Here is a 22321-nt window from a genome sequence, read left to right as displayed (position 1 = left end):
AACTAGTGGAAGATAAAATGGGATCAGCCTGTCATATCATGATCAGCAGCAGTATCATACAGACGCTCACTATGGTCACCGCATGGTTCACATACATGACTCTTTTTAGCTCGTCATGTGCAATCTCCCGTGGCGTCTCGCCAATATAAGGCTTGACCACCACCTGCCCATGATAAGTGTTCGGGCCTCCGAAGCGGCATTGCAGAATACCTGCCAGTGCCGCTTCGGGGTAACCTGAATTCGGACTGGCATGTTGATGCCCGTATTTTAGAATATATACTATCCCTTGTCTGCTGAACGTCACTAATACCATCAGCAACGCTGTTAACCTGGCCGGAACGAAGTTAACCACATCATCAAGCCTCGCTGCAAATTTTCCGAAGTAGAAATATCGTTCACTTTTATACCCGATCATAGAATCGAGGGTATTGATCATTTTATACATCATCATAGCGGGTACTCCGCCGATGGCATAATAGAACAACGGCGCTATTACTCCGTCACTTAAATTCTCAGAGAGGGTTTCAAATACAGCTGTCCGGATTTGGTTTTCGGTTAAAGCGGAAGTCTGCCTGCCAACGATCCAGGAAAGACGTTTGCGTCCTGCTTCAAGGCCTTGATGTTGTAGTGTGTCAAAGACTTCTTTGCTTTCTTGTAACAGGCTTTTATTAGCGAGGCCATAAAAGACGAAGATGCTGGCGAAGATGTAATAAGATGTAGTGTTTATGCTTAGCAACCAGCGTTGTGTGAAATAGAAGAAGCAGAACACCAATGCGCATAATACGATTGTCAGTAATGCTCCTTTTAGTAATTGGTACTTCCCTTTATTTAGTAAGGATTCGCTTTTGCCTATCACAGTGCCAAACAAGCGGATGGGATGCGGCAACCATCTCGGGTCTCCTAATAACAGATCAAGCAGGTAACCTGCTAAAAGTGGAATAGCTATAATCAGAAACTTTCCATCCATGCTTTGATCCCTTTTATCAGTAATGCATTCTGTTCCGGACGCTGTGTCGCAATACGGAAGTGTTGTGGCGTCAGGCTTTTGAAATTGGAAGCATCCCTGATCAGCAGCCCCGCGGTCCGTAACAGGAATTGTTTCAGATCAGCAGCAGTGCCCTTATCTGTCTTGCAGAGGAAGAAATTAGTATGTGTTTTACCGATGGAAATATTGCCAAGTGCATTTAAGCCATTGATCAGCGCTTGTGTATCCAGGGTGAGTGTTGACACGGGGAACGACATATCGTGTCTGTTCCGGGTAATGAATAGTCCTGCTTCTATAGCAAGCGCATTAACAGACCAGGGCATTTTTGAGGGAAGAATATGATTGATGATATTTTCATTGCTAAGAATATATCCCAAACGCAATCCGGGGATAGAATAAGTCTTTGTAAGGGATTTGATGATGATCAGATTGGGATATAGACGTATATATGTGACCAGGGAAATAGCATCTGTTGTGAAATCAATATATGCTTCATCGATCACAAATATTATTTCCGGATTCCTCTCCACCAGATGTAGAATAGTGAGCCGATCGAGAACGGCGCCGGTAGGATTGTTGGGATTACCCAGGAAAACAATGTCGGTACCAAAAAAGGTGTGGGGATGTAATTCATCCCAATGCACATAGCTTATCTGAAGATCGTTGGTATGACATGCATCTTCATATTCGGCAAACGCTGGAATGACAATAGTCGCTGATTTTCTGCGGTATGCGTGTGCTACCAGGTAAAAAGCTTCTGTTGCCCCATTGGTCACGAGCACCTGCGCGGGTGTCAATCTGTGCCAATCTGCCAACGCGACTTGCAGTCGCTGGGCATTGGATTCCGGATAGTTGTTGATCTTATACAGGCAATCCATCAAATGACTGCTTAACTCTTGCGAGAAGCCTTTGTAATATACATTGGAGCTGAAGTCAGCAACGATGTTATAGTTAAACAGGTATCTGTCATCTCCGTGGCCGTTGATCATCTTTCCTTCTTTAATTGTTCGTAAATATATGCCATGTCTACATGTTCACGCAGGTGTTGCGCCAGTTTATCATACTGGGCTTCTTTGAAAGCGAGGTAGTCAAAAAGAGTGGAGGACTGCTGAGATGTATATGCTTTCAGCAGATCGTCTATTACAACAGCATTGTCCAGGATGCCGTGGATGTATGTACCCCAGCAATGTTCGTGCAGGAGATAGCCATCATTATTGCCGGCAGCAGTTCTATTGAGTGGACTTTCCGTTCCGGTAGCAGTGCTGATACCCATATGGATCTCATATCCATTGCAGGGAGCAGCATTGCCTTTATAATAAAAGCGGCATTGTTCTGTTACCTTATTCTCTGTCAGGACTGTCTTTACAGGTAGAATACCCAGTCCTGGCATTGATTCCACAGTGCCTTCCACGTGATAAGGGTCTTCAATACTGCTCCCCATCATCTGGTAACCACCACAGATGCCGATCACCGTTTTTTCGCTTTTATGCGCCTGGACGATAGCTTTCGCCACACCATTGTTTTTGATGTCAATGAGATCCGCAATGGTGTTTTTACTACCTGGGATGATGATGATGTCAGCCTTCTCTATATCCGCTGGGTTGTTACTGTAGAATAAGTGTACACGCCCGTCCTGTTCCAGTACATTGAAATCTGTGAAATTAGAGAGGCGGTTCAGTAAAACAACCGCTATGTTCACTTTACCTGACGCCAGTTGATTGTGCTTGTGTTCCAGTCCGACGGAATCTTCTTCTTCTACATAGATATCTTTCCGGTAGGGAATAATGCCGACAACCGGTACACCACAGAGATCTTCCAGCATTGTTTTGCCGGAATCAAACAGACGGGCATCGCCCCTGAATTTATTGATGATGATCCCTTTGATGAGTTGTTTTTCTTCCGGTGGTAGCAGGGCCATCGTCCCGTATACGCTGGCAAAAAGGCCACCCCGGTCTATGTCGCCCACGAGGTATACGTCGGCTTGTGCGTGAAGCGCCATACGCATATTGGTAATATCGCGGTGTTTCAGGTTTAGTTCACTGATACTACCGGCGCCTTCCATCACAACAGGATTGTATTTTGTCTGCAGACGATCATAGGCGGCTTTGGCTTCTTTGAAGAGTTCCTGTTTATTGTTGCCCATGAAGTAGTCATAGGCCGACTGGTTACCCACAGGTTTACCCAGTAGGACTACCTGTGAGGCTTTATCGCTGGTAGGTTTTAACAACACCGGATTCATATCGGTACTGCAGGCAATGCCACAGGCTTCCGCCTGTACCGCCTGAGCGCGTCCTATCTCAAAGCCATCCGGTGTGGCGTAGCTGTTGAGCGACATGTTCTGTGCTTTGAAAGGAGCAGGATGGTAACCATCCTGTTTGAAAATGCGGCAGAAGCCTGTATTGATAAAACTTTTGCCAACATCTGATGCAGTGCCGGCAAACATGATAGACCTTAGTGGCTGCATAAGATTGCGAATGTACTATCTTTGCCGGAATGAAGCCTCAGTTTTTAATTGCAGCACCATCCAGTAATTCCGGCAAGACGACACTCACATTAGGTCTGTTAAGACTGTTGCATAACAGGGGCTTAAAAGTACAGCCGTTCAAGTGTGGTCCGGACTATATCGATACCAAACATCATACCCTCGCAGCACATTCCCAGAGTATTAATCTCGATACCTTCATGATGAGTGAAGCACATTTGCGCCTGCTCTATTCAAAATATAGTGAAGACGCGGATGTGGTGATCACGGAAGGTGTTATGGGACTATTCGACGGTGCAGACAGGATGAAGGGAAGCAGCGCAGAGATATCTATGTTGCTGGGTCTACCGGTGATACTGGTCATAAACGCGAAGGCAATGGCCTATTCAGTCGCCCCGCTGATCTATGGCTTCATGCATTTTAATCCACAGGTACAGATAGCCGGTGTGATCTTCAACTTTGTCAATACAGAAAGCCATTACCAGTTCCTGAAGGATGCCTGTGAAGATATTGGCGTTACTCCATTGGGTTATGTCCCTGCCAGTGACGATATTAAGATCCCGTCCCGTCACCTCGGACTGGCCATTTCTCCGGAAAACGACTACAACGCTGTTATCGAAAGGGCGGCCACCCATATCAGTAAAACGGTGGACTTTGAGCAGCTGCTGGCTATCACCCGCAGACCAGTGCTGCAGGTTCCTGTGCCGGTAGTCCTGCCACCTGTTCGTACGATGAAAATAGCGGTTGCCATGGATGAGGCGTTTAATTTTACTTATGCAGAGAACCTGGAGATGTTGAAAAGCCTCGGAGAGGTGACCACTTTCAGCCCCCTTTACGACTACAAATTACCCGCCACAGACCTGCTCTACCTGGCCGGAGGGTATCCTGAACTGTTCCTCGAGCAATTGTCAACCAACCTTACTATGCGGGCATCCATTCTTGACTATTGCGCCAATGGAGGAAAGGTGATCGCTGAATGCGGGGGGATGATGTACCTGGGAGAGACCCTGGCAGACAGTACCGGAAAAGAATATCCGATGGTGGGATTTTTAGGCCTGAAAACGACGATGAAGGATGCAAAGCTGTCACTTGGCTACCGGGAGATAGAAATGGGCTTAAATCGCTTTAAAGGGCATGAATTTCACTATTCCGGGTGTATGGAGACGGAGTGTCTTACAAAGATAGGGAGGGTGTTCAATGCCAGGGGGAAGGAGGTGCCGACCCCGGTATACAGAAAGGAGAATGTTATTGCGTCTTACATACACCTCTATTGGGGGGAGAATCCCGGTTGGTTGCATGTTTTTTAGGGCAGGGGGCGAAACCCGTTTCGTTATTCGGGACGCCCGCATTATTGTCCGGATTACGGAACCGTTCCGTAACCTGGGGTGAAAACTCATTTGTCGTTTTGGGGTTGAAACCCATTCGTCGGTTTCGGGGAAACCCCGTTCGTCATCCCCCGGGGTTGAAAACCCCGGGCTACAAACAATTAGACCCCTGCCGGGGTCTATTGCCGCGAATGATCACGTATTTGTATTGATAATCAGTTAGATAAGTCGGTGAATGAACTTGAACGAACTTGTTTCCCTGCTGAAGAGGGCAAACTGACCGGATGCACTAATTTACCCCTGGATGCGCATCCGAAGTTCATTTTTCAATCACAAAACCTTTAACCCGTTATGTATCGTCTCCTGTTTATCATGTTCTTTTTTTCTCTTAATGTTATGGCCCAGACTGCCGTCCCATTTGATTCACCGCGCTGGAAAATCACGGGACAGGAAGCGGTGAAGGAAGATCACCTGGGACAGCCAGCCCTTAAACTGAAATTGGGTAACGCCTTACTGACAGATGCCAATTTTAAGAATGGTATTATTGAATTTGATATTGCATTGTCTAAAGCCCGTTATTTCCCGGGTATTGATTTCCGTATACAGGATGATGCCAATTTCGAAGAATATTATCTGCGGCCCCACCAGTCCGGAAATCCTGATGCGATGCAGTATACACCGGTTTATAACCGTGATGGAGGCTTTCAGCTATATTACGGTACCGGTTACAACAATGCGGTGGTGCTGCCTTTTGACCGCTGGCTACACATCAGGATGGTGGTAAAGGAAAAGGAGGCCGAGATCTATTTTGATAATGGAACCAAGCCGGTACTTTACATTAATCCACTGGATCGTGATCCTATTGCCGGTATGATATCCCTTGCCAATCCCTGGGACGCAGTAGCATGGTACAGTAATTTCGTGTATACCTCCACAGACGCTGTTACCATTAAGAGTTCCCGGCAATTCCCCAAACTGCCGGAGGGTACGATCACCAGCTGGGATGTGAGCACTGTATTCAGCGAAAAGCAGGTGGATGGACGTACGGAGCTGCAGGCAGCAGATACTGCCTCGCTTCATTGGAAAACCCTTCGGGTGGACCACAATGGTCTTACGAATGTGTCTTTAGTGTCTGCTGTAACAGAAGAGAAAAACACGGTGTTTGTCCGCAAAGTGATCGATGCAAGCTCGCCACGTATCAGGAAGCTTACCTTCGGATTTTCAGATAAAGCACGTGTATACCTGAACGGCCGCTTGCTGTACGAAGGAAACGATGAATTTCTTACCCGCGATTACCGTTTCCTTGGTACTGTAGGGTACTGGGATGCACTCTATCTTCCCCTGGAAAAGGGACGAAATGAATTACTGATCGCCATATCGGAGACTTTTGGCGGCTGGGGTATAAAAGCCCGGCTGACGGATTAAGCTTTATTTGCCCAAGGCTTTCCTGATTGCCGGCGCAATTTTTATCCCGAACAATTCGATAGCATGCAACACCTTATGGTGGGGATTTTCCGCCAATCTGCTGTGCAATATAACGGGTGTTTTGTAAATGTAAAGCGCCTGCATGTGGAGGATCCTGCCGATGATCTCATTAACATCTCCTGCCATCGGCGGACCTCCACAACAGGACGCTTTGAAGTATTATCCGTTCAATAGACGATCAGCCCTTTCACTGCTAACCAGATTCATCATCTTTTTGTAAACAGGATTACACCTGGATTTTGCTTTCCAGGTTCTCGTGTCTGTTGATGCGTAACAGGTAGTCTTTATTATTAAAAATTGATCGTAATCCTTATGGGAATGCTTATATTAGAATTGTTAATCTAATACCTTCCCTCATGCCACAAGAATACCAAAAGCCCGGCGCTGTTCATGTTTGGCCCCGTGCTGCTGCCTTCCATGTCAGTGCTTCCGGAATTTCAAGGCCTGCTGTTCAGCGTAAACCAATGCACGAAATTGTAGTTGAGCAAAGGAAGCTGGAAGAACAACGGAATTTTAATGGTAATTACACAACAGTGGGGCTGGAATGGAATATTGTTACCCTGGACCAGGATAGTTACCCTTTCCGTGGAATGAGTCATATTGAGCTGGCGCAATCTCCAGATAAGGTAACCGGCGTCAGACACAAGCTGGAAACGGAAAGCTCAAACCGCCTGGAATATGTTGCGCCGCCTTTTTTCGTGAAGAACAGTGCACCGGGTTCTACTGAGCCTGATTATGATAAATTAAAGGAACTAATTGATGCGCAACAGGAGGGGCTTCGACAAGTAGTGGACGGTAAAGAAACGATGGGAGATTTGCTGGGTATCTGGAAGCCATTTTTGACAACAATGACGCCAATACCAGCAATAGAAAAGAACATCTCAAGCCGTAATTGGTCTTCCAATAGCATAAGAACAGAAAAAGATTTAAAAGAGGGAATTGGCGATGGGAGTATTGACTGGACGAAAACGAAAATACAGGATGTATTGTTGAACCCCAAAGAAGATTATCAAATAAATGTAGCCACAGATGCTATTACTTATGAAGAAACATCTGAAAATACCCAAAGTAGATTAGGGAAGGATGAGGACTATTTATCAAGTATCGAGCTGATATTCAATTCGCTCGAAAATAGTTTCCCGAATGACTGTTCAGACGGGGAAAGAGCGCAGTTGAGGTTGTTTAATATGCAATTAGCCCGCGTGCTCAGGCAGCAGACAGTAGTACCATATCTGAAAGAGCTTCGCCAGAGACAGGAATTGCTGGCAAACGACCTGACAGTATTGCAGGATAACAAATTTGTGAGTCGCTTAGACGCTATTGCAAAAACCACATCCTTCATTAAAGACAGGACCTCTGTTTGGCTCAAGACAGATCTATTGTCGTATGGTTTGAACCTGTTTACGTCAGATAGATTGTGGGCGATGGAAAAGGAGATCCTGGAAAAGACACCTACCTGGCTTATTTCTGTAATAGAGAACATTAAAGGATTCAAGTCGGAAGACATGCAATACAAGGCTATCTTATTTATCAATACGGTTTGGACCGAGATTAATGATATGCTGGAATTAGGGAAACAAATAACATTTGAGCGAATTGACAATAGAAAAACAGATCTGTTTGATCATAATCCTCTTACGCTAGGTGTAAGACAGGATACTTTTTTACCTGGAAAAGAAATGAGAGCATTACAACAGGAACTGCAGATTGGAAAGGGAGGACTATCAGTAATGGAGCTAAGAAACGCACAGAACTATCTGACCTATTTAAAAAAGAAACAAAAGAAGCAGACCGGGTGGTCGCCCTGGTCCTTACTTGGATATTAAGCGAACTATTCCCAAAAGTATAGTACTTTCTACCAGGAAACCAGGTATTTATACGCTTGCCATATTCTTTTATCTGATAGACCTTTATATCAGAATCACAGCAGCATTTGAACAACAATCACGAGCATTGACACGTTGACCCCGAAGCATCAGCAACATAACAAATAAGAGATCACAGCAACTTTAACAGTTAAACATTACAGACCCCAAAAGAATTTCCATTGTCATGTACGCTGCAACGCAACAGGCGTTGTCAGGAGCTGCTATCACCAGTTTCGTAACCTCAAAAAAATTAAACAAATGGACAAAGCAACCGCAACTGCAACAGACAACCTCAATGATGAGCAGATCAAACAGTATCTGGAAAACCGTAAACTTTTACTGCTCTCGAAATTCCTGCCGCAACAAACATCTGGTATCACCTTCTGGGAACAGCTGATGTGTGTAGGGTTTAACCCTGATGTATCCAGATTGGAAGCCGTAGTGAGGATCAAGCAACCTAATGGCTACAGCGGTGGATTATGTAGCACAGGATCACATGAATTTGTACGCTTCTTCGTGGACTACCACGATGGCGCCGGCTTCCAGGATGCTGGCTTTACCAGCTTCAAAGTAGCGGATATTCCCGATCCGGCGCCATTCAAGAAGCATCCGCTTCATTACATGGCGTATATATTCCTCAATGACGAAGCACACCGCCGGTTCACCGCCTGTGACATAGCCGTCATACCAACTGTAAGGGCGATATTATCGTGGAACAGCATTCCTTCACCAAATCCGAATGACATTCCGCATTTTGGTAACGTAGTGGATGTTGATATTCAGCTGAAGAGGAAACGGATCATCTTCTGGGGTGACCTTATCAAAGAACTGAATATCAAAGAGAAACTGGACGTGTTGCCACAGGTGGATGAAGAATTTAAGCTGCCGGTGATCGACAAGCCTTTGCCGCCCGTAGAGCAGTTCTACAAAATGTACAAAGGGGCAGGCGTTGAAGATCATCGTACCTTCTACAGCAGCATCATACCGCAGCTGCCACAGGTGGCCGAGATACCCAATACTGAACCAGCATTCGACTTGGATATCGTTAGTAAAATAGGGGTGAATATTGCTGATATTACGAAGATAATCACCAACCCCATATTTGAAAAAGACAATGCTAATATTACTTATGAGCAGCTTACCTGCGTAGGGTTGAATACCCATTCAGATACCCTTGGCGCTGTGATCAAAGTAAAAAAGAGCACTGGTTTCAGTGGTAACCTGTGTACTTCCGGATCAAAAGAATATGTCGCTTTCTGGGCAGACTGGAATAACGACGGCACTTTTGATGAATACCTGGGTACTGTCAGCGTCACTGTACATGATGTCAGCAATATTCCTAATGATGGTTTGTACTATAATGTGGCATTACCATTAGACCTCTGCAAACGCCTGAGAAGCTGTGAGATGCCTAACGTTGTCGGAATCCGCGGGGTATTGTCCTGGCAGACATTACCTTCCACTACAGATCCGAACGCCCTGAACTTCTATGGCAACCGCGTAGATGTGAGGGTACAGCTGAGACCTGGCATACAGGACGGTGGCAAGGTGGGTATCAACATCTTTGACGTGAACGGAGTAGCAGTGAGCAACATCGACCAGGTAGCGATATCTACCAGGGGCCTGGCTTACAGCAGTGCTGTTTTCCCGGGAGCGGCCTATCCTTTTGGTGGTCTGATCAAACTGAGTGGTATGTTTACAAACAGTGGCCCATCTGGCACCACATTCTACAAGGTGCAATTCCTCGATACCAGTGGTGGTACCTGGCAGGATGTGATGGATAAACAGAAGTTCCAGATCATTGAAAGCAGCGTGCTGACACTGCATGACCAGGATCCGTCATTGACCGGTGGTTGGCTGACTTATCTGCCGTCGGTGCCTTTCAAAGCAGAGAAACTGTCCCTGCTGGCATTCTGGGATAGCGGTAACAGGAACGGCTTGTACAAGTTGAGAGTATTGTTCACGAAAGATCCGCTGCATGCTCCGGCTAATATCAGTTACTCATCTGAAATATTTGTTTACCTGGATAATACCGGTTATACTGTCAACGGTGCGCCTTCAGCCACACTCGATCCGGCCAGTACACTGGATGTGATCATTGCCGGTGGCGATTGTAAATTCTATAAGAAAGGAGACGTGATCAATGGCCAGCTGAAAGCGATCGATAAGTTCTTCAGTCACTGGAGCTTCGATCTGCAGCCAGCCGCGCACATCATTCCTCCGGGTACGCCGCTGAGTACGATTATCACTCCTTCTTCCAGGTCGTGTGTCAGCCTGGTGGATCAGGGAAACAATGGTCTTGGTTTTACTATAGATACAAAATACCTCCAGTCATGCGGATATACCATCCGTTTGAGTGCGACAGACAGGTCGCTGGTAGGGTATAAGATCACCTTCCTTGATGGCTCGTACATCTATAATATTACCAGCCATTATGCGGAAAAATATCTTGGATTCGCTGTGTTGCCCTAGTAAAGATGGATGAATAGCAAGGCATGGGAATGGCAAAAGGCTGTTCCCATGCTTTTTGCATCAATGCAAAAACCGTAAAATATCATTTTTAGATTCCCTCAATCTATAGACCTTTGTGCTGAGAATGGATCAAAGAGATGGCAGTAACAACGACAGCATCATCATCAATTATAAAAGCCGAAAGGGGGAGCCTCCGTTTCCGGCGTATCAAGAACAGCATATTTTTGTCAGGGCTTTCCGTATTTGCGCAGTTATATTTATTTCAGCCCGTATTACCCCTGCTTTGCAAAGAGTTTAAGATCTCGCCTGCTGAAAGCAGCTGGGCGGTGTCTGCATCAACGATGGGCATGGCAGTAGGATTGTTTATCTTCTCTTTAAAAGCGGACGCCTTGCCGCGGAAGCAGCTGATGGGATTTGCTATGCTTGCATCTGCTGTACTGACATTGTTGTCGGTGTTCATTCATAATTTTCATTTGCTGATAGCGGTAAGTTTTGTCAAGGGAGCTATCTTGTCGGGCGTTACAGCTGTGGCCCTGGCTTATCTGTCGGAAGAGGTAAGCTTCAATGCATTGGGATTAGCCATTAGTCTTTATCTGAGTGGTAATGCCATTGGCGGCATGGCGGGCAGGATTGTAGTGATGCTGATAGCAGGGTGGTTGAACTGGCGATGGGCGGCAGGGTTTATAGGTATTTCCAGCCTGATCTTAGGTCTGTTTTTCATGAAGCGTTTACCTGCCTCCAAACATTTTATACCATTGCCGGTCAATATCGGGCAGAAGTGGCAGCACATGGGTGTATTCTTCCGGCAGCCGGTGATCGTCTTCATTTACCTGGCGGCGTTCCTGCTGATGGGAGGGTTTGTGAGCATCTATAACTACACTGGTTTTCACCTGGAGGAAGCTCCTTTTTCTTTACCGCATTACGTGATCGCCTGTATCTTCCTGATGTATACGGTAGGTGTATGGGGCACGATGGTAGCCGGAAGATCATCTGATAAAATAGCACCGGCGAAACTGATCCGTTTCTTCATTCCAGCGATAGCGGCAGGACTGCTATTGATGTTGGTATCGCAGCTGGTGGTCTTTATCTGCGGACTCGGAATTTTCACTTTCAGCTTTTTCGGTACGCATACACTGGCCAGCAGAATAGTATCGCAGGAGGCAAAGGAGGGGAAAAGCAGTGCCACTTCGCTTTACTGGCTGTTCTACTATGCCGGTTCCGCCATCATCGGTACAGCTACGGGTGTTGTACTGACAGGATGGGGATGGGCGACGTTTATATTTTCACTGTTGCTGCTGGTAGTAGCAGGATTCCTCCTGGTTTTGAGGGCAGGGAGGAAGTAGGTTCACTCACCCAGGGCATAGTCGTCTATGGTAGAAGCCCAGCTGGTACCGCCGACGAGTCCGAGTATTTCATGTGCCATGATTGAGATGGCGTAAAGTTACCGTAAGTTTCTTAATGCTTTCCAAGTATTACTATAAATAAGGCGCTCAAACGCTGGACAGCGTATACATGTATTTGTTATATTGCATGAAATATATCCCTTTCCAACGTTAAATAAAACTTCAGATGAAATTTTCAGCCATCTTATCCCTTCTCGTGATATTTGCTTGTGGATGCAATCGCAATAACCTGCAGACAAGCCTTTTAAGTGAACAGAAATTGCTTAAGGATAGCGCTAATAATATAAATGAAAGGATAGCGGGCTATATGTACAAAGGCCTTAACGCCAAAGCTGGTGAAGAAAAGGTGCAGCTTGGAGCCGTTCATGCCCGATTGATAAATATCCAGGCTTCACTTGACAGCCTTGGGATTGTGAGATAGTAGCATCATTTCAAATTGAGACATTACCTTATTTAAAAGCGTGCCCCTTAAAGAAGAATCCCAGGCTTCTTTAAGGGGCACGCTGTATAGTTGCATATTATTTCTCTGAAATCTCTAACAGCTCTTTCAGATAGTGTCCCCACACGGCAGGCAGTGAATTAGTGCCATGACCAACTGTTTTGTCTGTAATAGGAAGCAGAATATATCTTCCGTTCTTTACTTTTTTGATCTCTCTTTCCATTACGCCCAGTTCTGCAGGATTGATCTCATCATCGGCTGAATTGATAGCGAAAACAGGCGCTTTAATCTTCGAGAGATAAGGAGAAGGATTATAATAACGCGAGGCTTCCAGTGCATAAATAACGTCATTCGCATCCAGGGAGGCCAGACTGGCTCTCCTCATTCGCACTACCAGTGAATCGGCGGTCTCTCTTGTAGGCGCAGAAAGTTGCAGTTGCAGCGGACTGCTATTCATGAAGAAGAAAGAGGACAGGGCACCCGTCAATCCCATAGTTGGCTGTGATTTGTATTCCCCATTCTGCCATGCCGGGTCCATTTTGATCAGGTCAATGGCCATTTTGCGCATCATCCTGTTACGGCCTACGATAGGGGCTGGCTGACAGGCCAGCGGCATCATAGCGTCCATGAAGTTGGGGTAGGCGTATCCCCATATCCAGGTGTGCATGGCGCCCATGGAAGTACCCATTACCAGGCGGAGATGGTCGACACCCAGATGTTTAGTGAGCAGTATATATTCAGCAGTCACCATGTCGTTGTAAGTATATGCCGGGAAATGCATATGCAGGCTGTCGCTCGGGCGGCTGGATTTACCATGACCAATAGCGTCAGGCAGTATGATAAAGTATTTGCTGGCGTCCAGTAACTGACCGGGGCCGAATAACTGGCCGGCAAACTGTTTTCCCATGAATCCGGCAGCAGATGCAGTAGTGCCATGCATGATTAGTACTGCATTCATTACTTTTCCATCCTTGCCCTTACGCGGAGTGCCTATCGTGTAATAGTGCAAATTCATCAGGGGCAGTTTTTTCCCATTCTCAAAAATGTAATTTTCAACGGTATAGGTGCCTTCTACAGGCGTTGGATAAGATGACTGTGCCTTTATTTGCGCAAACAGGAAAAGAGACAGCAGTAGAGATGAATACTTCTTCAGCATGACAATAAGCGTTGGTTTGCAACGAGAATGAAAAAGTAGGTATAATCAGGCGGTTTTAATAACCGCTGGTCATTTTTCGGCCTCGGGCTTATAACAAAAAATCCCGGGCACATTACGTACCCGGGACTTATTTATAATTTCAAGCTGACAAGCGCTTACTGCTGTTTGGCAGCTTCTTTCTTCTTCTTCTGATGATCTACGATCGCGCCGATACCTGCACCTGCACCAGCACCCACAACAGTACCGATAGCCGCACCTTTCAGACGGTCGTTCTTGTTAAGAATAGCACCGGTAACTGCACCTGTACCTGCACCCACTACAGCACCTTTTGCAGTGTGGCTCCAACCTTTTTTCTTTTCAGTAGTAGTGGTGGTGGCAGTTGTTGCTGCCGGCGCGCTGTTATCGTTACCGCTATTGCTGTGATGAACAGTGGCTGGTGCACTGTGCTCACGGATATTTTTAACAGTCTTCATTGAATCGATGGTACGCTGTTTTACTTCGTTAACAGCATTAACAGAGTCTACTGCTTCCTGTTTGGCAGCTTCAATAGCCTCTTCCTGAGATGGTTTGTTATTACAGGCGAATAGCGTGACGATTGTTGCTAAGCTCAAAAATAACTGTTTCATAGCCTGATTTTTTGGTTTATCAATATACAGTACAGTAGACAAAACTATGCCATTTTTGTCAATTCTCCCTAATTCCACTGTAAATTAAATTGATGTAAATGGTATTTTTTTACTATTTATTTATTTTCAAGGAATTATCCGCTTAAACGGTCCTTTCTATCGGGAGTTTCGTCTTTAACAGTATTGACATAACCATTAAACCCAACAACAATGAAAAATGCTATTGCATGCCTGTTAATGGCCACCCTCATTTCATGTAGTAAAAAAGAAAGTGAACTGATCAAAAAAGACACCCTGCAAGCCGGTGCGCTGGCTATCACGAGCTACTATGTTAACGGAACTTCCGGTAATGATGCCAACGCCGGTACTTCAGAGAGCACCGCCCTCAAAACTATTCAGAAGGCGCTGGACAAGACGACCGAAGGGGCTGGAGCTACTATATATGTAGCAGGCGGTACCTATAAGGAACGGCTTGAGTGGCCTCATTCCGGCGCTTCTGCTGCTGAACCCATCACGTTGACAAACTATGCCAGCGGTACTGTCATTATTGATGGTGTAGGCGCCACGAATGACAGCAGACCTGCGCTGCTTCATGTGGTCAGTAAAAGCCATATACGGATCAATAACATCCGTATCGCCAATAATATCAGGCCGGGTGCTTTCGGTATCCATATCGAAGGAACGGGTACAGATGTGCAGATAACCTCCTGTCGGATCTATAACATCGGCTGGACAGCAGATTCCACCGCGATGCCGAACTCCGGAAACAATGCCAATCCGCTGATACTGGTTGGCTCAACACCTACTGCTTATAGCGAGATATATTTCGGCAGCAACCAGGTATATGCCTGTAATCCCGGTTATAGTGAGGCGATGACCATTGGGGGGAACGTCAATAACTTCCTGATTGAAAATAACATCGTACACCATATCAGGAATATAGGAATAGATATGACCGGACATTATGGCTGGACAGGTGCGCCTGACAGCGTAAACTTTGCCAGGAATGGAAATGTAAAAGGTAATGTTGTCTATAACTGTATTTCGCCGGTAGCTACCAGCGGAGGTATTTATGTAGATGGCGGCCGTTGGATCAATATTGAAGGAAATACTTCTTTTAATAACGGCGCAGGTATTACTGTTGGTTGTGAGAACCCTAATAATACGGCTGAGGGGATCAATATTCGCAGCAATTTTATCTATAATAACATAGATGCAGGATTATTGATAGGTTCGAATGCCTCTGGTAGTAAGGTGGCTTATTCTACTATCAGCAATAACACACTTTTTAAAAATTATACAAAAGGCGGCTGGGGAGGCGAGATCAGTCTGCAGAATACTGATCACGTAACATTCTCCAATAACATTATACAATCAGCCAGCGATATCGTAGTGATCAAATTACTGGGATACACTACTACCAATCTGGCAATGGATTATGACAGATATTATACCAGTTCAGGAAGTGCTTCCACGTTTGATTGGGGCAATGACGGGTTCTATACCACACTGGCTGGTTTTCAGGCGGGTACAGGACTGGATGCGCATTCGACTTATGGTAATCCTTCTTTCGTGAATAATACGGCAGCAGCGCTGAATCTGCACCTGGCCAGTGGCTCGGCTTGTATCAATGCAGGTGATCCTGCTTTTGTGCCGGCATCAGGAGAGCTGGATATAGATAAACAGTCGAGGAAGCAGAATAACAGGGTGGATATAGGTGCGGATGAAACGGCGTTGTAAAAGGACTATTGTAACGATTACCAACGAAAATGGTTACGCTAAGTAGCTTCGGTTTCAGTATGGGATGTCGGTCGGCGCCTCTCTGGAATGCTATTGGACGTTGTCAAGCGAATAGGGGCGCTGAATATGGATTGGACAGCATCGGTCGTATCACCAGAGAGCCGAAGGCCCGACATTCCCATCTGAAACCGCGTGCTACTTGCGCGCTCCTATAACTGGTTGGGGTCTTTAGCTTATCAGGTGAAAGGAGGTTGTATCAAATTATGTTTGATACGCCTCTTGTCATTATCATCAATGTGATATCATCAATGTGATCTGAGATCTGAAGGGCGAAGCATAGTGAAGTCGTAGAAGGCGTCGCTGAATGCGCCTGCATTCGTATAACCCACTTCGTAAGCGATTGCGGAGATCGGCTTCTGAGTCTTGACGATCATCTCTATAGCGGTGATCATACGAAGTGTTTTCACATATTGTAAGAAGGAAATATGCAGTTCGGTCTGGAACAGGCGGGAGAGGGAGCGTTCACTCATGGCAAAGTGTTTGCTGATGTCGGCGATCGTTAGTTTCTGGTCTAAATGTTTTTCCAGGTATTGCATAATCGCCTGCATTTGCAAGTGATCCGTATTGGGCAGTATAACAGGTAACGATGTCTGGTTGAGGGTTGGTAACATATTCTTCAGGGCTACCAGGAATTCAAAATTATCATCTTTCCAATCCACATGACGTTCATCCCAGCGCTCCGTATATTTGATCATCTGTATCAGCAGCTCGCTGGCAGGGTAGATGCCTAAGCGTTGATAAAACTCATGCTTGCTATCGTCAGTTGCATAATAATATAATGACCTCAGAACAGTTGCTGAAATACCCATCTTCAATTCGTGCACAATGCCTGGGGGAATCCAGAAGTAATGGCGTGCGGGTACCACATATGTTTTGCTTTCGGTAGTAATGTAGGCAAGACCTCCTTCCACATAACTGAGCTGTCCTTTCTTGTGTGTATGGAGGGGTATCAACTTTTCAGACCGCTCATGCATAACAAAAACGCTATCCGGCCGATTGTCTATATCGGGTAAAGCAGCAATAAGTCCCATTTTATCTTCGGATTATTCTCTCGCTTCAAAGCTAGTTCAAAAATTGGCGGGAATACCGAAAAAGTTGGCTATTTCGGAAAAATGACACATGAGCAGGCCATATAACTTTGCGCTCCGAATATGTATTACAGAAAGATTATCATCGCATTGGCCGGACTATTGGCCGGCAATGCCTCATTTGGTCAGGCCGGAGATACGATACGGCTGACATTGCCGGAAGCCTGGCATAAGGCAGAAGCTTACAGCCGGCAGATTGAAATTACCAGAAAGGCCAGCGCTATTGCCAAAGAAGAGATTAAGGATGCCAGAATGGAACGATTACCTGAAATAAAAATGTCGGGTAGCGTGGAAAAGGCATCGAATATGCCCATCTATGAGAATGGCCTTTTCTCCCCGCATACACAGCAACATGAGATCATCCACACATTGTATAAGGCCGGTGCGGACCTTTATCTTAACCTGTACAACGGTAATAAATTAAACCTGAAGATCGAAGAAAGTAAGTTGTTACATCAGCTGACAGAGATCAGGCGTGATGAGACGACATCAGACATCCGCTATCAGACAGCGGCGCTTTATCTGGACCTGCAGAAATCACAGATCTTCCGGAAACTGATCATCCAGGATATCAGCGACCAGGAGAAGCAGTTACGTGAGATCAGATCATTCCAGCAGCATGGCGTTGTGTTGAAAAGCGATGTACTACGTGTGGAGCTGGAACTTTCAAGGCGTAAGATGGCGCTTGTGACGATAGAGAATGATATTCTTGTTGCTGCACAAAAGCTCAATATAATTATAGGTGAACCTGATGAACGGATCGTCATGCCGACAGAATTTGAGCAGGAACAAGTAGCTGGCCAGTCTTACGAAGATTATCTGGCGTCTGCTTTACATTCTTCTTTTGAATATCATCTTTCGGAGAAACAAACGGAGATCAGCAGGGTGCATCTCAGACAGGTGAAGGCTAATTTCAGGCCGAAGCTTGGACTCTACAGCGACTTCTCGTATGCCAATCCTCAGATCTTCCTGTTCCCATACAATCCCGCCTGGTATTCACTTGGGGTGGCCGGTCTAAAGGCTTCAATTCCCTTATCGGAGCTGTACCACAATACACACAAGGTAAGTGCTGCAAGGCTGGAACTGGAGAAAGAGGAAGTGGCCCATAAGGATACGGAAGATAAAGTGAGGCAGCAGGTCAAAGAAGCCTACCTGCGGTATAAGGAATCGCTGGTGCAGATTGGTGTGGCAGAAGCGAATGTAGCTCATGCTGAAGAGAATGCACGCATTATCAGGAACGCTTATTTCAGTCAGACATCCCTGATCACAGACCTGCTGGATGCGGATGTACAGTTATTGCAAACCCGCTTTGAACTTGCCGCCGCGCGTATTATGGCGCAGAATAAATATTACTTACTGCAAAATATTATCGGAGTTCTTTAAACAAATGAAAAAGAAATACACAGTTACAGATCGTATTATTACCAGGATCACCGGATGGATCGCCGGTATCACTATCGTAGCGCTGGCAATCTGGGGCGGATACACACTTTGGGAGTACAGGGAATATGAACTGACAAATGATGCCCAGGTACAGGAATATGTAAACCCGGTGATCTCCAGGGCAGGAGGGTTTATTGTTGCGGTGAAATTTGAGGAGAACCAGAATGTGAAAAAGGGGGACACGCTGCTGTTGATCGACGATAGGGAATACACGCTGCAGGTAGCCCAGACGGAAGCTGCCATACAAAAGGCGGAAGCGCAGTTGCAGGTGTTGGAAAGTAATACTGTCACCCTGGGAAAGAGCGCCAGCTCAGCGAAGGCGCAGATTAACGCCAATGCTGCCAGAGTATGGAAACAGCAGCTTGATTTTGACCGGTACTCCCAGTTGTATAAGGAGGAATCTGCCACCAAACAAAAGTTGGAGGATATTCAGGCGGCGCTGGACGTCAATAAAAGTGAATATGAAACAGCCAATGAAAATTATAAGGCTGCGGAATCGAAGATCGGAGATGTTGTTGCGGAAAAGGCCGTAGTAAAGGCTGAGATCGCGCGACTGAAAGCCCTGCTGGACCGGAATAAACTGGACGTTAGTTATACCGTGATCACCGCTTCTTATGATGGCAGAATGGGCCGCCGTACAGTGGAAGTGGGGCAGATGATCAATGTCGGCGAAGTGCTGGCCTACATCGTGAATAATGAAACTGATAAATGGGTAGTGGCCAACTATAAAGAAACGCAGATTGCAGGTATGCATATCGGCGATACAGTGAAGTTCACCGCAGACGCCTATCCCGACCGTGAGTTCAAAGGGACGATTATTTCATTGTCGCCTGCGACAGGTTCCAGCTTTTCGCTGCTGCCACCGGACAATTCGACCGGCAACTATGTAAAGATCGTACAGCGTGTGCCGGTGAGGATCAGAGTGGATGCCGACAAACAACAGCGGTCACTCCTCAAGGTGGGAATGAATGTGAATGTTTACGTGCATAAAAATCAGCAGCATAATGGTTAACGGCATCCCGATATTCAAACACTGGGTGCCGGAATGGGCGATCAAGATCATATTGTTCTCGCTTATCCTGCCCACACTGGTGCTGTTTTTTCTACCCTTTGCGAATATCAATGCAGCGGCTGGATTTTATGGCAGTGAGCCGGCGGACATACAGTTTTCGGTAGCGCTGTTCTATGCCGGTTATGTAGGCTTTTATAGCCTGGAACGGCGTTTTTTCAGATACCTGGCGGCAAAGGAATACTTTGTGATATTCACAGTACTGGAAATATTAACTACGTTGGCCTGCTATCATACGAATGAGCTGTATATTCTCTTTCCTGTCCGCTTTTTCCAGGGCATGCTGTTTTCCAGTACAGTAAACCTGTCCTTATCCCTGATGTTTACAAGACTGCATAGTGAAAGGGCCAGGGAGATCAGCTTCTCCGTATTTTTCGGTATGCTGATCTGTATCCTGCCTTTCAGCAACCTGGTGACGGCAGATCTGATCGATTCGTACGATTTTAACTGGGTATATAAAGTAGCGTTGTTCTCTTACCTGCCTTGTCTATGCTCGATAATGGCGTGTATGAACAATGTCAGGCTGAATGTACGTTTTCCTTTGTATAAACTGGATTGGCAGAGTTTTGTATACTGGAGTCTGATACTGACATTGCTTGGCTATGTAACTATCTATGGTCAGGAGTATTACTGGCTTGAAGATACGCGTATCTTTTATAGTGTACTGGCGATTGCGGTAAGTGTTATCATCTATATCGCGCGACAAAAGAGCATGAAACGCCCTTACCTTGATCTGGAGATATTCCGGTTCCGGAATTTCAGGTTTGCGATCTTCCTGATCTTTGTGCTGTATATATGCCGTTTTGCGATGAATGTGACCAATTCATTTTTCGCATCAGTGCTCAGGCTGGACCCTATGCACATCAGTTATATTAACAGCTTTAATCTTGCAGGACTTATAGTCGGGGTTATTATTTCCTGTGCAATGATCCTGCAAAAGAAGAGTATCCGGTGGATCTGGTTTCCGGGCTTTTTACTGTTGCTTGGTTTTCATATGGTCATGTTTTTTCTGTTCAATACAGAGGCGAATGAAGATAATTTTTACTTACCACTTCTGGTACAGGGACTGGGCGTAGGTATAATCCTGGTGCCAACCATTATATACGCAATCTCTTCTGTGTCAGTCGCGGCCGGACCATCTGCCACATCTATCTGCTCCACCATGGGATATATTGGTTTTTGTGCGAGTGCTGCTGTCATCAATTTTTGCGAACTGTATGAGAAGAGCAGGCATTACAATGCGTTTCAGGATCATCTGACTAAAGTCGATAATGCTGCACGGCAGGTTTTATTATTGCATTCGGGAAATCTGTTATCCAAAGGGCTGCCGTTGAAGCAATCGGGTAGGGGAGCGAGTAAGCTGCTGGTAAATGCGGTTAATAAACAGGTACAGATCAGGTTCGCGATGGATTACTATGAGCTGATGTCGGTTATGCTGATTGTCACGCTGTTGTTGATCGTCTTCTTTCCTTATCTGAATCGGACGGTTATTTATCTGCGTTCCCGCAGGTTGTCGCCGGCATAATCATTTATTCAATTAATCAAAGCAAATGAAACATATCATATTAGCTTTCCTGCTGGTCGTTGGTATCAGCGCATGCAGCAAGAAAGACGAGAAATTTAAATTAAAGACAGTTACGCTTACTGCTTATAAAGGAGCCGCATTGAGCCAGCAGCGTATTTATATTAAGATCGTGGATGCAGCGGATACAGCGAGAGTTGTTGGCAAGTCGGCATCCTATCCGTCAGATCTGCCCTTGCCGGCTACGCTTGGGTTGGAATCGGCGGTGAAACAACCGTTTTATAAAAATACATGTTATGTGCAGTTATGGGGTGATACTGATGGGATGATTAGTTCTGCAAAGGTGAATATGGATAAGTACAAGATCATTTTCCCATTGGCAATGGAAGTAGGGAATGAGGTGTTTGAGGTGACGTTGTCGGGGAGTTGGGATTAAAAAGGGACATGGTCGATTATTAGAAGAATTTATAAAAGTCCTGAAAACTGTTTTTGCAACAGCCTTCAGGACTTTCCTGTTTATTTGATCGGTTAGTTTTACATCTTTACCCCACCTTCAATCACACCTGTCAACTTCTTCTCCACCAGCTTCTCTCCATCATAGAACGAAACGGTTGCCTCATTTCTGATCGTAAACTGTGAGCCTTTCCAGTACGCCACATTGCCTTTGAAGTTTTCCAGCTTCAATACGGTGCCGGTAGCATTTTTCTGTACCTGAATATATGCCAGTGGTGTTGTATCGTCTTTACCAAGATTTACGTAAAAGGTATAATAGTAATCAGCATCTTTCTGATATCCGATTTCAGTAAATGTTGCTTTAGCAACCTTCGCATCTGCAGCATTTCCATAAAATAACGAGAACGTGGAAACGGCAATACAAAATAATAGGGTAAGTAGCTTTTTGCTCATAGGCCTTGTCTTTTTGATAGAATTTTTCTTATCTCCGGATACAATTTAATAATTTATTATATATAAGAAGGCCTTTTATTGCTTATGGGGATAAAATATTTTTTCACGGATATGCTCATACGAGGAAAAAAATTATTCAATCGGTGATAATCAATTGTTTTGATGAAAGTACTTGACTGTGGCTACTATCCGGGATTTTTATCCAGATTGCCTTTTAAATAGCGGAAACAAAATCAGTTACGCGTTTTTTAT

At 45.5% G+C, this 22321-nt stretch carries 19 protein-coding genes; 12 read left to right on the top strand and 7 right to left on the bottom strand.

The window, feature by feature from the left end; genetic code table 11:
- Positions 1 to 31: 31 nt before the first annotated feature.
- The 3 genes from cbiB to BLR32_RS07240 are packed head-to-tail and all read right to left on the bottom strand — an operon-like array spanning position 32 to position 3449.
- A complete protein-coding gene (gene cbiB / locus BLR32_RS07250; RefSeq protein ID WP_089830128.1) occupies positions 32 to 967 on the bottom strand; it encodes an adenosylcobinamide-phosphate synthase CbiB in 936 nt (311 codons plus the stop codon).
- On the bottom strand, positions 949 to 1974 hold the full coding sequence (locus BLR32_RS07245; protein ID WP_089830127.1) for a pyridoxal phosphate-dependent aminotransferase: 1026 nt from the start codon (positions 1972 to 1974) through the stop codon (positions 949 to 951). The genes cbiB and BLR32_RS07245 overlap by 19 nt, the downstream gene beginning before the upstream one ends.
- Positions 1971 to 3449 (bottom strand): cobyric acid synthase, encoded by a 1479-nt coding sequence (locus tag BLR32_RS07240; protein ID WP_176842196.1) that lies wholly within the window; start codon positions 3447 to 3449, stop codon positions 1971 to 1973. The genes BLR32_RS07245 and BLR32_RS07240 overlap by 4 nt, the downstream gene beginning before the upstream one ends.
- 29 nt (positions 3450 to 3478) lie before the next feature.
- Between BLR32_RS07240 and BLR32_RS07235 the strand changes: the two genes are divergently transcribed.
- From BLR32_RS07235 to BLR32_RS07205, 6 genes are all read left to right on the top strand, one after another.
- Complete coding sequence (locus tag BLR32_RS07235) at positions 3479 to 4774, top strand: cobyrinic acid a,c-diamide synthase CobB (protein WP_089830123.1); 1296 nt, start codon at positions 3479 to 3481, stop codon at positions 4772 to 4774.
- A gap of 369 nt (positions 4775 to 5143) precedes the next feature.
- On the top strand, positions 5144 to 6217 hold the full coding sequence (locus BLR32_RS07230; protein ID WP_089830121.1) for a hypothetical protein: 1074 nt from the start codon (positions 5144 to 5146) through the stop codon (positions 6215 to 6217).
- A 416-nt stretch (positions 6218 to 6633) separates the two neighbouring features.
- Entirely contained in the window at positions 6634 to 8103 is a 1470-nt protein-coding gene (locus BLR32_RS07220) for a hypothetical protein (protein WP_089830117.1), read from the top strand.
- A 300-nt stretch (positions 8104 to 8403) separates the two neighbouring features.
- Positions 8404 to 10617, top strand: coding sequence for a hypothetical protein (locus BLR32_RS07215; protein ID WP_089830115.1), 2214 nt, complete (start codon positions 8404 to 8406; stop codon positions 10615 to 10617).
- Positions 10618 to 10754: 137 nt separating this feature from the next.
- Positions 10755 to 11960 carry an MFS transporter gene (locus BLR32_RS07210; protein ID WP_089830113.1) on the top strand — a complete coding sequence of 402 codons (1206 nt, stop codon included), beginning with the start codon at positions 10755 to 10757 and terminating at the stop codon, positions 11958 to 11960.
- A 226-nt stretch (positions 11961 to 12186) separates the two neighbouring features.
- Positions 12187 to 12441, top strand: coding sequence for a hypothetical protein (locus BLR32_RS07205; protein ID WP_089830111.1), 255 nt, complete (start codon positions 12187 to 12189; stop codon positions 12439 to 12441).
- A gap of 97 nt (positions 12442 to 12538) precedes the next feature.
- Here the strand turns inward: BLR32_RS07205 and BLR32_RS07200 are convergent, their stop codons facing one another.
- Positions 12539 to 13615, bottom strand: coding sequence for an alpha/beta fold hydrolase (locus BLR32_RS07200; RefSeq protein ID WP_089830109.1), 1077 nt, complete (start codon positions 13613 to 13615; stop codon positions 12539 to 12541).
- A 155-nt stretch (positions 13616 to 13770) separates the two neighbouring features.
- A complete protein-coding gene (locus tag BLR32_RS07195) occupies positions 13771 to 14241 on the bottom strand; it encodes a glycine zipper family protein (RefSeq protein ID WP_089832085.1) in 471 nt (156 codons plus the stop codon).
- Between the two features lie 210 nt (positions 14242 to 14451).
- On the opposite strand from BLR32_RS07195, the gene BLR32_RS07190 reads away from it, so the two are divergent.
- Positions 14452 to 15981, top strand: coding sequence for a choice-of-anchor Q domain-containing protein (locus BLR32_RS07190; protein WP_089830107.1), 1530 nt, complete (start codon positions 14452 to 14454; stop codon positions 15979 to 15981).
- Positions 15982 to 16286: 305 nt separating this feature from the next.
- Here BLR32_RS07190 and BLR32_RS07185 read toward each other — a convergent pair whose 3' ends face one another.
- A complete protein-coding gene (locus BLR32_RS07185; protein ID WP_089830106.1) occupies positions 16287 to 17072 on the bottom strand; it encodes a helix-turn-helix domain-containing protein in 786 nt (261 codons plus the stop codon).
- Between the two features lie 120 nt (positions 17073 to 17192).
- On the opposite strand from BLR32_RS07185, the gene BLR32_RS07180 reads away from it, so the two are divergent.
- Genes BLR32_RS07180 through BLR32_RS07165 form a run of 4 tightly spaced genes read left to right on the top strand, consistent with a single transcriptional unit; the run spans position 17193 to position 21599 of the window.
- Positions 17193 to 18512 carry a TolC family protein gene (locus tag BLR32_RS07180; RefSeq protein ID WP_089830104.1) on the top strand — a complete coding sequence of 440 codons (1320 nt, stop codon included), beginning with the start codon at positions 17193 to 17195 and terminating at the stop codon, positions 18510 to 18512.
- Between the two features lie 4 nt (positions 18513 to 18516).
- Entirely contained in the window at positions 18517 to 19584 is a 1068-nt protein-coding gene (locus tag BLR32_RS07175) for an HlyD family secretion protein (RefSeq protein WP_089830102.1), read from the top strand.
- Positions 19577 to 21166, top strand: a complete 1590-nt coding sequence (locus BLR32_RS07170; RefSeq protein WP_089830100.1) for an MFS transporter — start codon at positions 19577 to 19579, stop codon at positions 21164 to 21166. The genes BLR32_RS07175 and BLR32_RS07170 overlap by 8 nt, the downstream gene beginning before the upstream one ends.
- Before the next feature lie 25 nt (positions 21167 to 21191).
- Positions 21192 to 21599 (top strand): hypothetical protein, encoded by a 408-nt coding sequence (locus BLR32_RS07165; RefSeq protein ID WP_089830098.1) that lies wholly within the window; start codon positions 21192 to 21194, stop codon positions 21597 to 21599.
- A 98-nt stretch (positions 21600 to 21697) separates the two neighbouring features.
- Here BLR32_RS07165 and BLR32_RS07160 read toward each other — a convergent pair whose 3' ends face one another.
- Entirely contained in the window at positions 21698 to 22069 is a 372-nt protein-coding gene (locus BLR32_RS07160) for a hypothetical protein (RefSeq protein ID WP_089830096.1), read from the bottom strand.
- 97 nt (positions 22070 to 22166) lie between these two features.
- On the opposite strand from BLR32_RS07160, the gene BLR32_RS34580 reads away from it, so the two are divergent.
- Complete coding sequence (locus BLR32_RS34580; RefSeq protein ID WP_394331200.1) at positions 22167 to 22232, top strand: hypothetical protein; 66 nt, start codon at positions 22167 to 22169, stop codon at positions 22230 to 22232.
- Positions 22233 to 22321: the final 89 nt, after the last annotated feature.

The sequence above is a fragment of the Chitinophaga filiformis genome (genome assembly GCF_900102545.1).
Taxonomy (GTDB): Bacteria; Bacteroidota; Bacteroidia; order Chitinophagales; family Chitinophagaceae; genus Chitinophaga; species Chitinophaga filiformis.
The sequence above is the reverse complement of the archived record's forward strand: the minus strand, read 5'-3'. Positions and strand labels throughout refer to the sequence as shown.

Excerpts from the sequence above, each read along its gene's own strand:
- BLR32_RS07175 (WP_089830102.1), top strand. The coding sequence starts at position 18,517 with ATGAAAAAGAAATACACAGTTACAGATCGTATTATTACCAGGATCACC.
- BLR32_RS07190 (WP_089830107.1), top strand. The coding sequence starts at position 14,452 with ATGAAAAATGCTATTGCATGCCTGTTAATGGCCACCCTCATTTCATGT.
- BLR32_RS07200 (WP_089830109.1), bottom strand. The coding sequence starts at position 13,615 with ATGCTGAAGAAGTATTCATCTCTACTGCTGTCTCTTTTCCTGTTTGCG.
- BLR32_RS07240 (WP_176842196.1), bottom strand. The coding sequence starts at position 3,449 with ATGCAGCCACTAAGGTCTATCATGTTTGCCGGCACTGCATCAGATGTT.
- BLR32_RS07165 (WP_089830098.1), top strand. The coding sequence starts at position 21,192 with ATGAAACATATCATATTAGCTTTCCTGCTGGTCGTTGGTATCAGCGCA.
- BLR32_RS07210 (WP_089830113.1), top strand. The coding sequence starts at position 10,755 with ATGGCAGTAACAACGACAGCATCATCATCAATTATAAAAGCCGAAAGG.
- cbiB (WP_089830128.1), bottom strand. The coding sequence starts at position 967 with ATGGATGGAAAGTTTCTGATTATAGCTATTCCACTTTTAGCAGGTTAC.
- BLR32_RS07180 (WP_089830104.1), top strand. The coding sequence starts at position 17,193 with ATGTATTACAGAAAGATTATCATCGCATTGGCCGGACTATTGGCCGGC.
- BLR32_RS07220 (WP_089830117.1), top strand. The coding sequence starts at position 6,634 with ATGCCACAAGAATACCAAAAGCCCGGCGCTGTTCATGTTTGGCCCCGT.
- BLR32_RS07245 (WP_089830127.1), bottom strand. The coding sequence starts at position 1,974 with ATGATCAACGGCCACGGAGATGACAGATACCTGTTTAACTATAACATC.
- BLR32_RS07170 (WP_089830100.1), top strand. The coding sequence starts at position 19,577 with ATGGTTAACGGCATCCCGATATTCAAACACTGGGTGCCGGAATGGGCG.
- BLR32_RS07215 (WP_089830115.1), top strand. The coding sequence starts at position 8,404 with ATGGACAAAGCAACCGCAACTGCAACAGACAACCTCAATGATGAGCAG.
- BLR32_RS07185 (WP_089830106.1), bottom strand. The coding sequence starts at position 17,072 with ATGGGACTTATTGCTGCTTTACCCGATATAGACAATCGGCCGGATAGC.
- BLR32_RS07205 (WP_089830111.1), top strand. The coding sequence starts at position 12,187 with ATGAAATTTTCAGCCATCTTATCCCTTCTCGTGATATTTGCTTGTGGA.
- BLR32_RS07230 (WP_089830121.1), top strand. The coding sequence starts at position 5,144 with ATGTATCGTCTCCTGTTTATCATGTTCTTTTTTTCTCTTAATGTTATG.
- BLR32_RS07235 (WP_089830123.1), top strand. The coding sequence starts at position 3,479 with ATGAAGCCTCAGTTTTTAATTGCAGCACCATCCAGTAATTCCGGCAAG.
- BLR32_RS07195 (WP_089832085.1), bottom strand. The coding sequence starts at position 14,241 with ATGAAACAGTTATTTTTGAGCTTAGCAACAATCGTCACGCTATTCGCC.
- BLR32_RS07160 (WP_089830096.1), bottom strand. The coding sequence starts at position 22,069 with ATGAGCAAAAAGCTACTTACCCTATTATTTTGTATTGCCGTTTCCACG.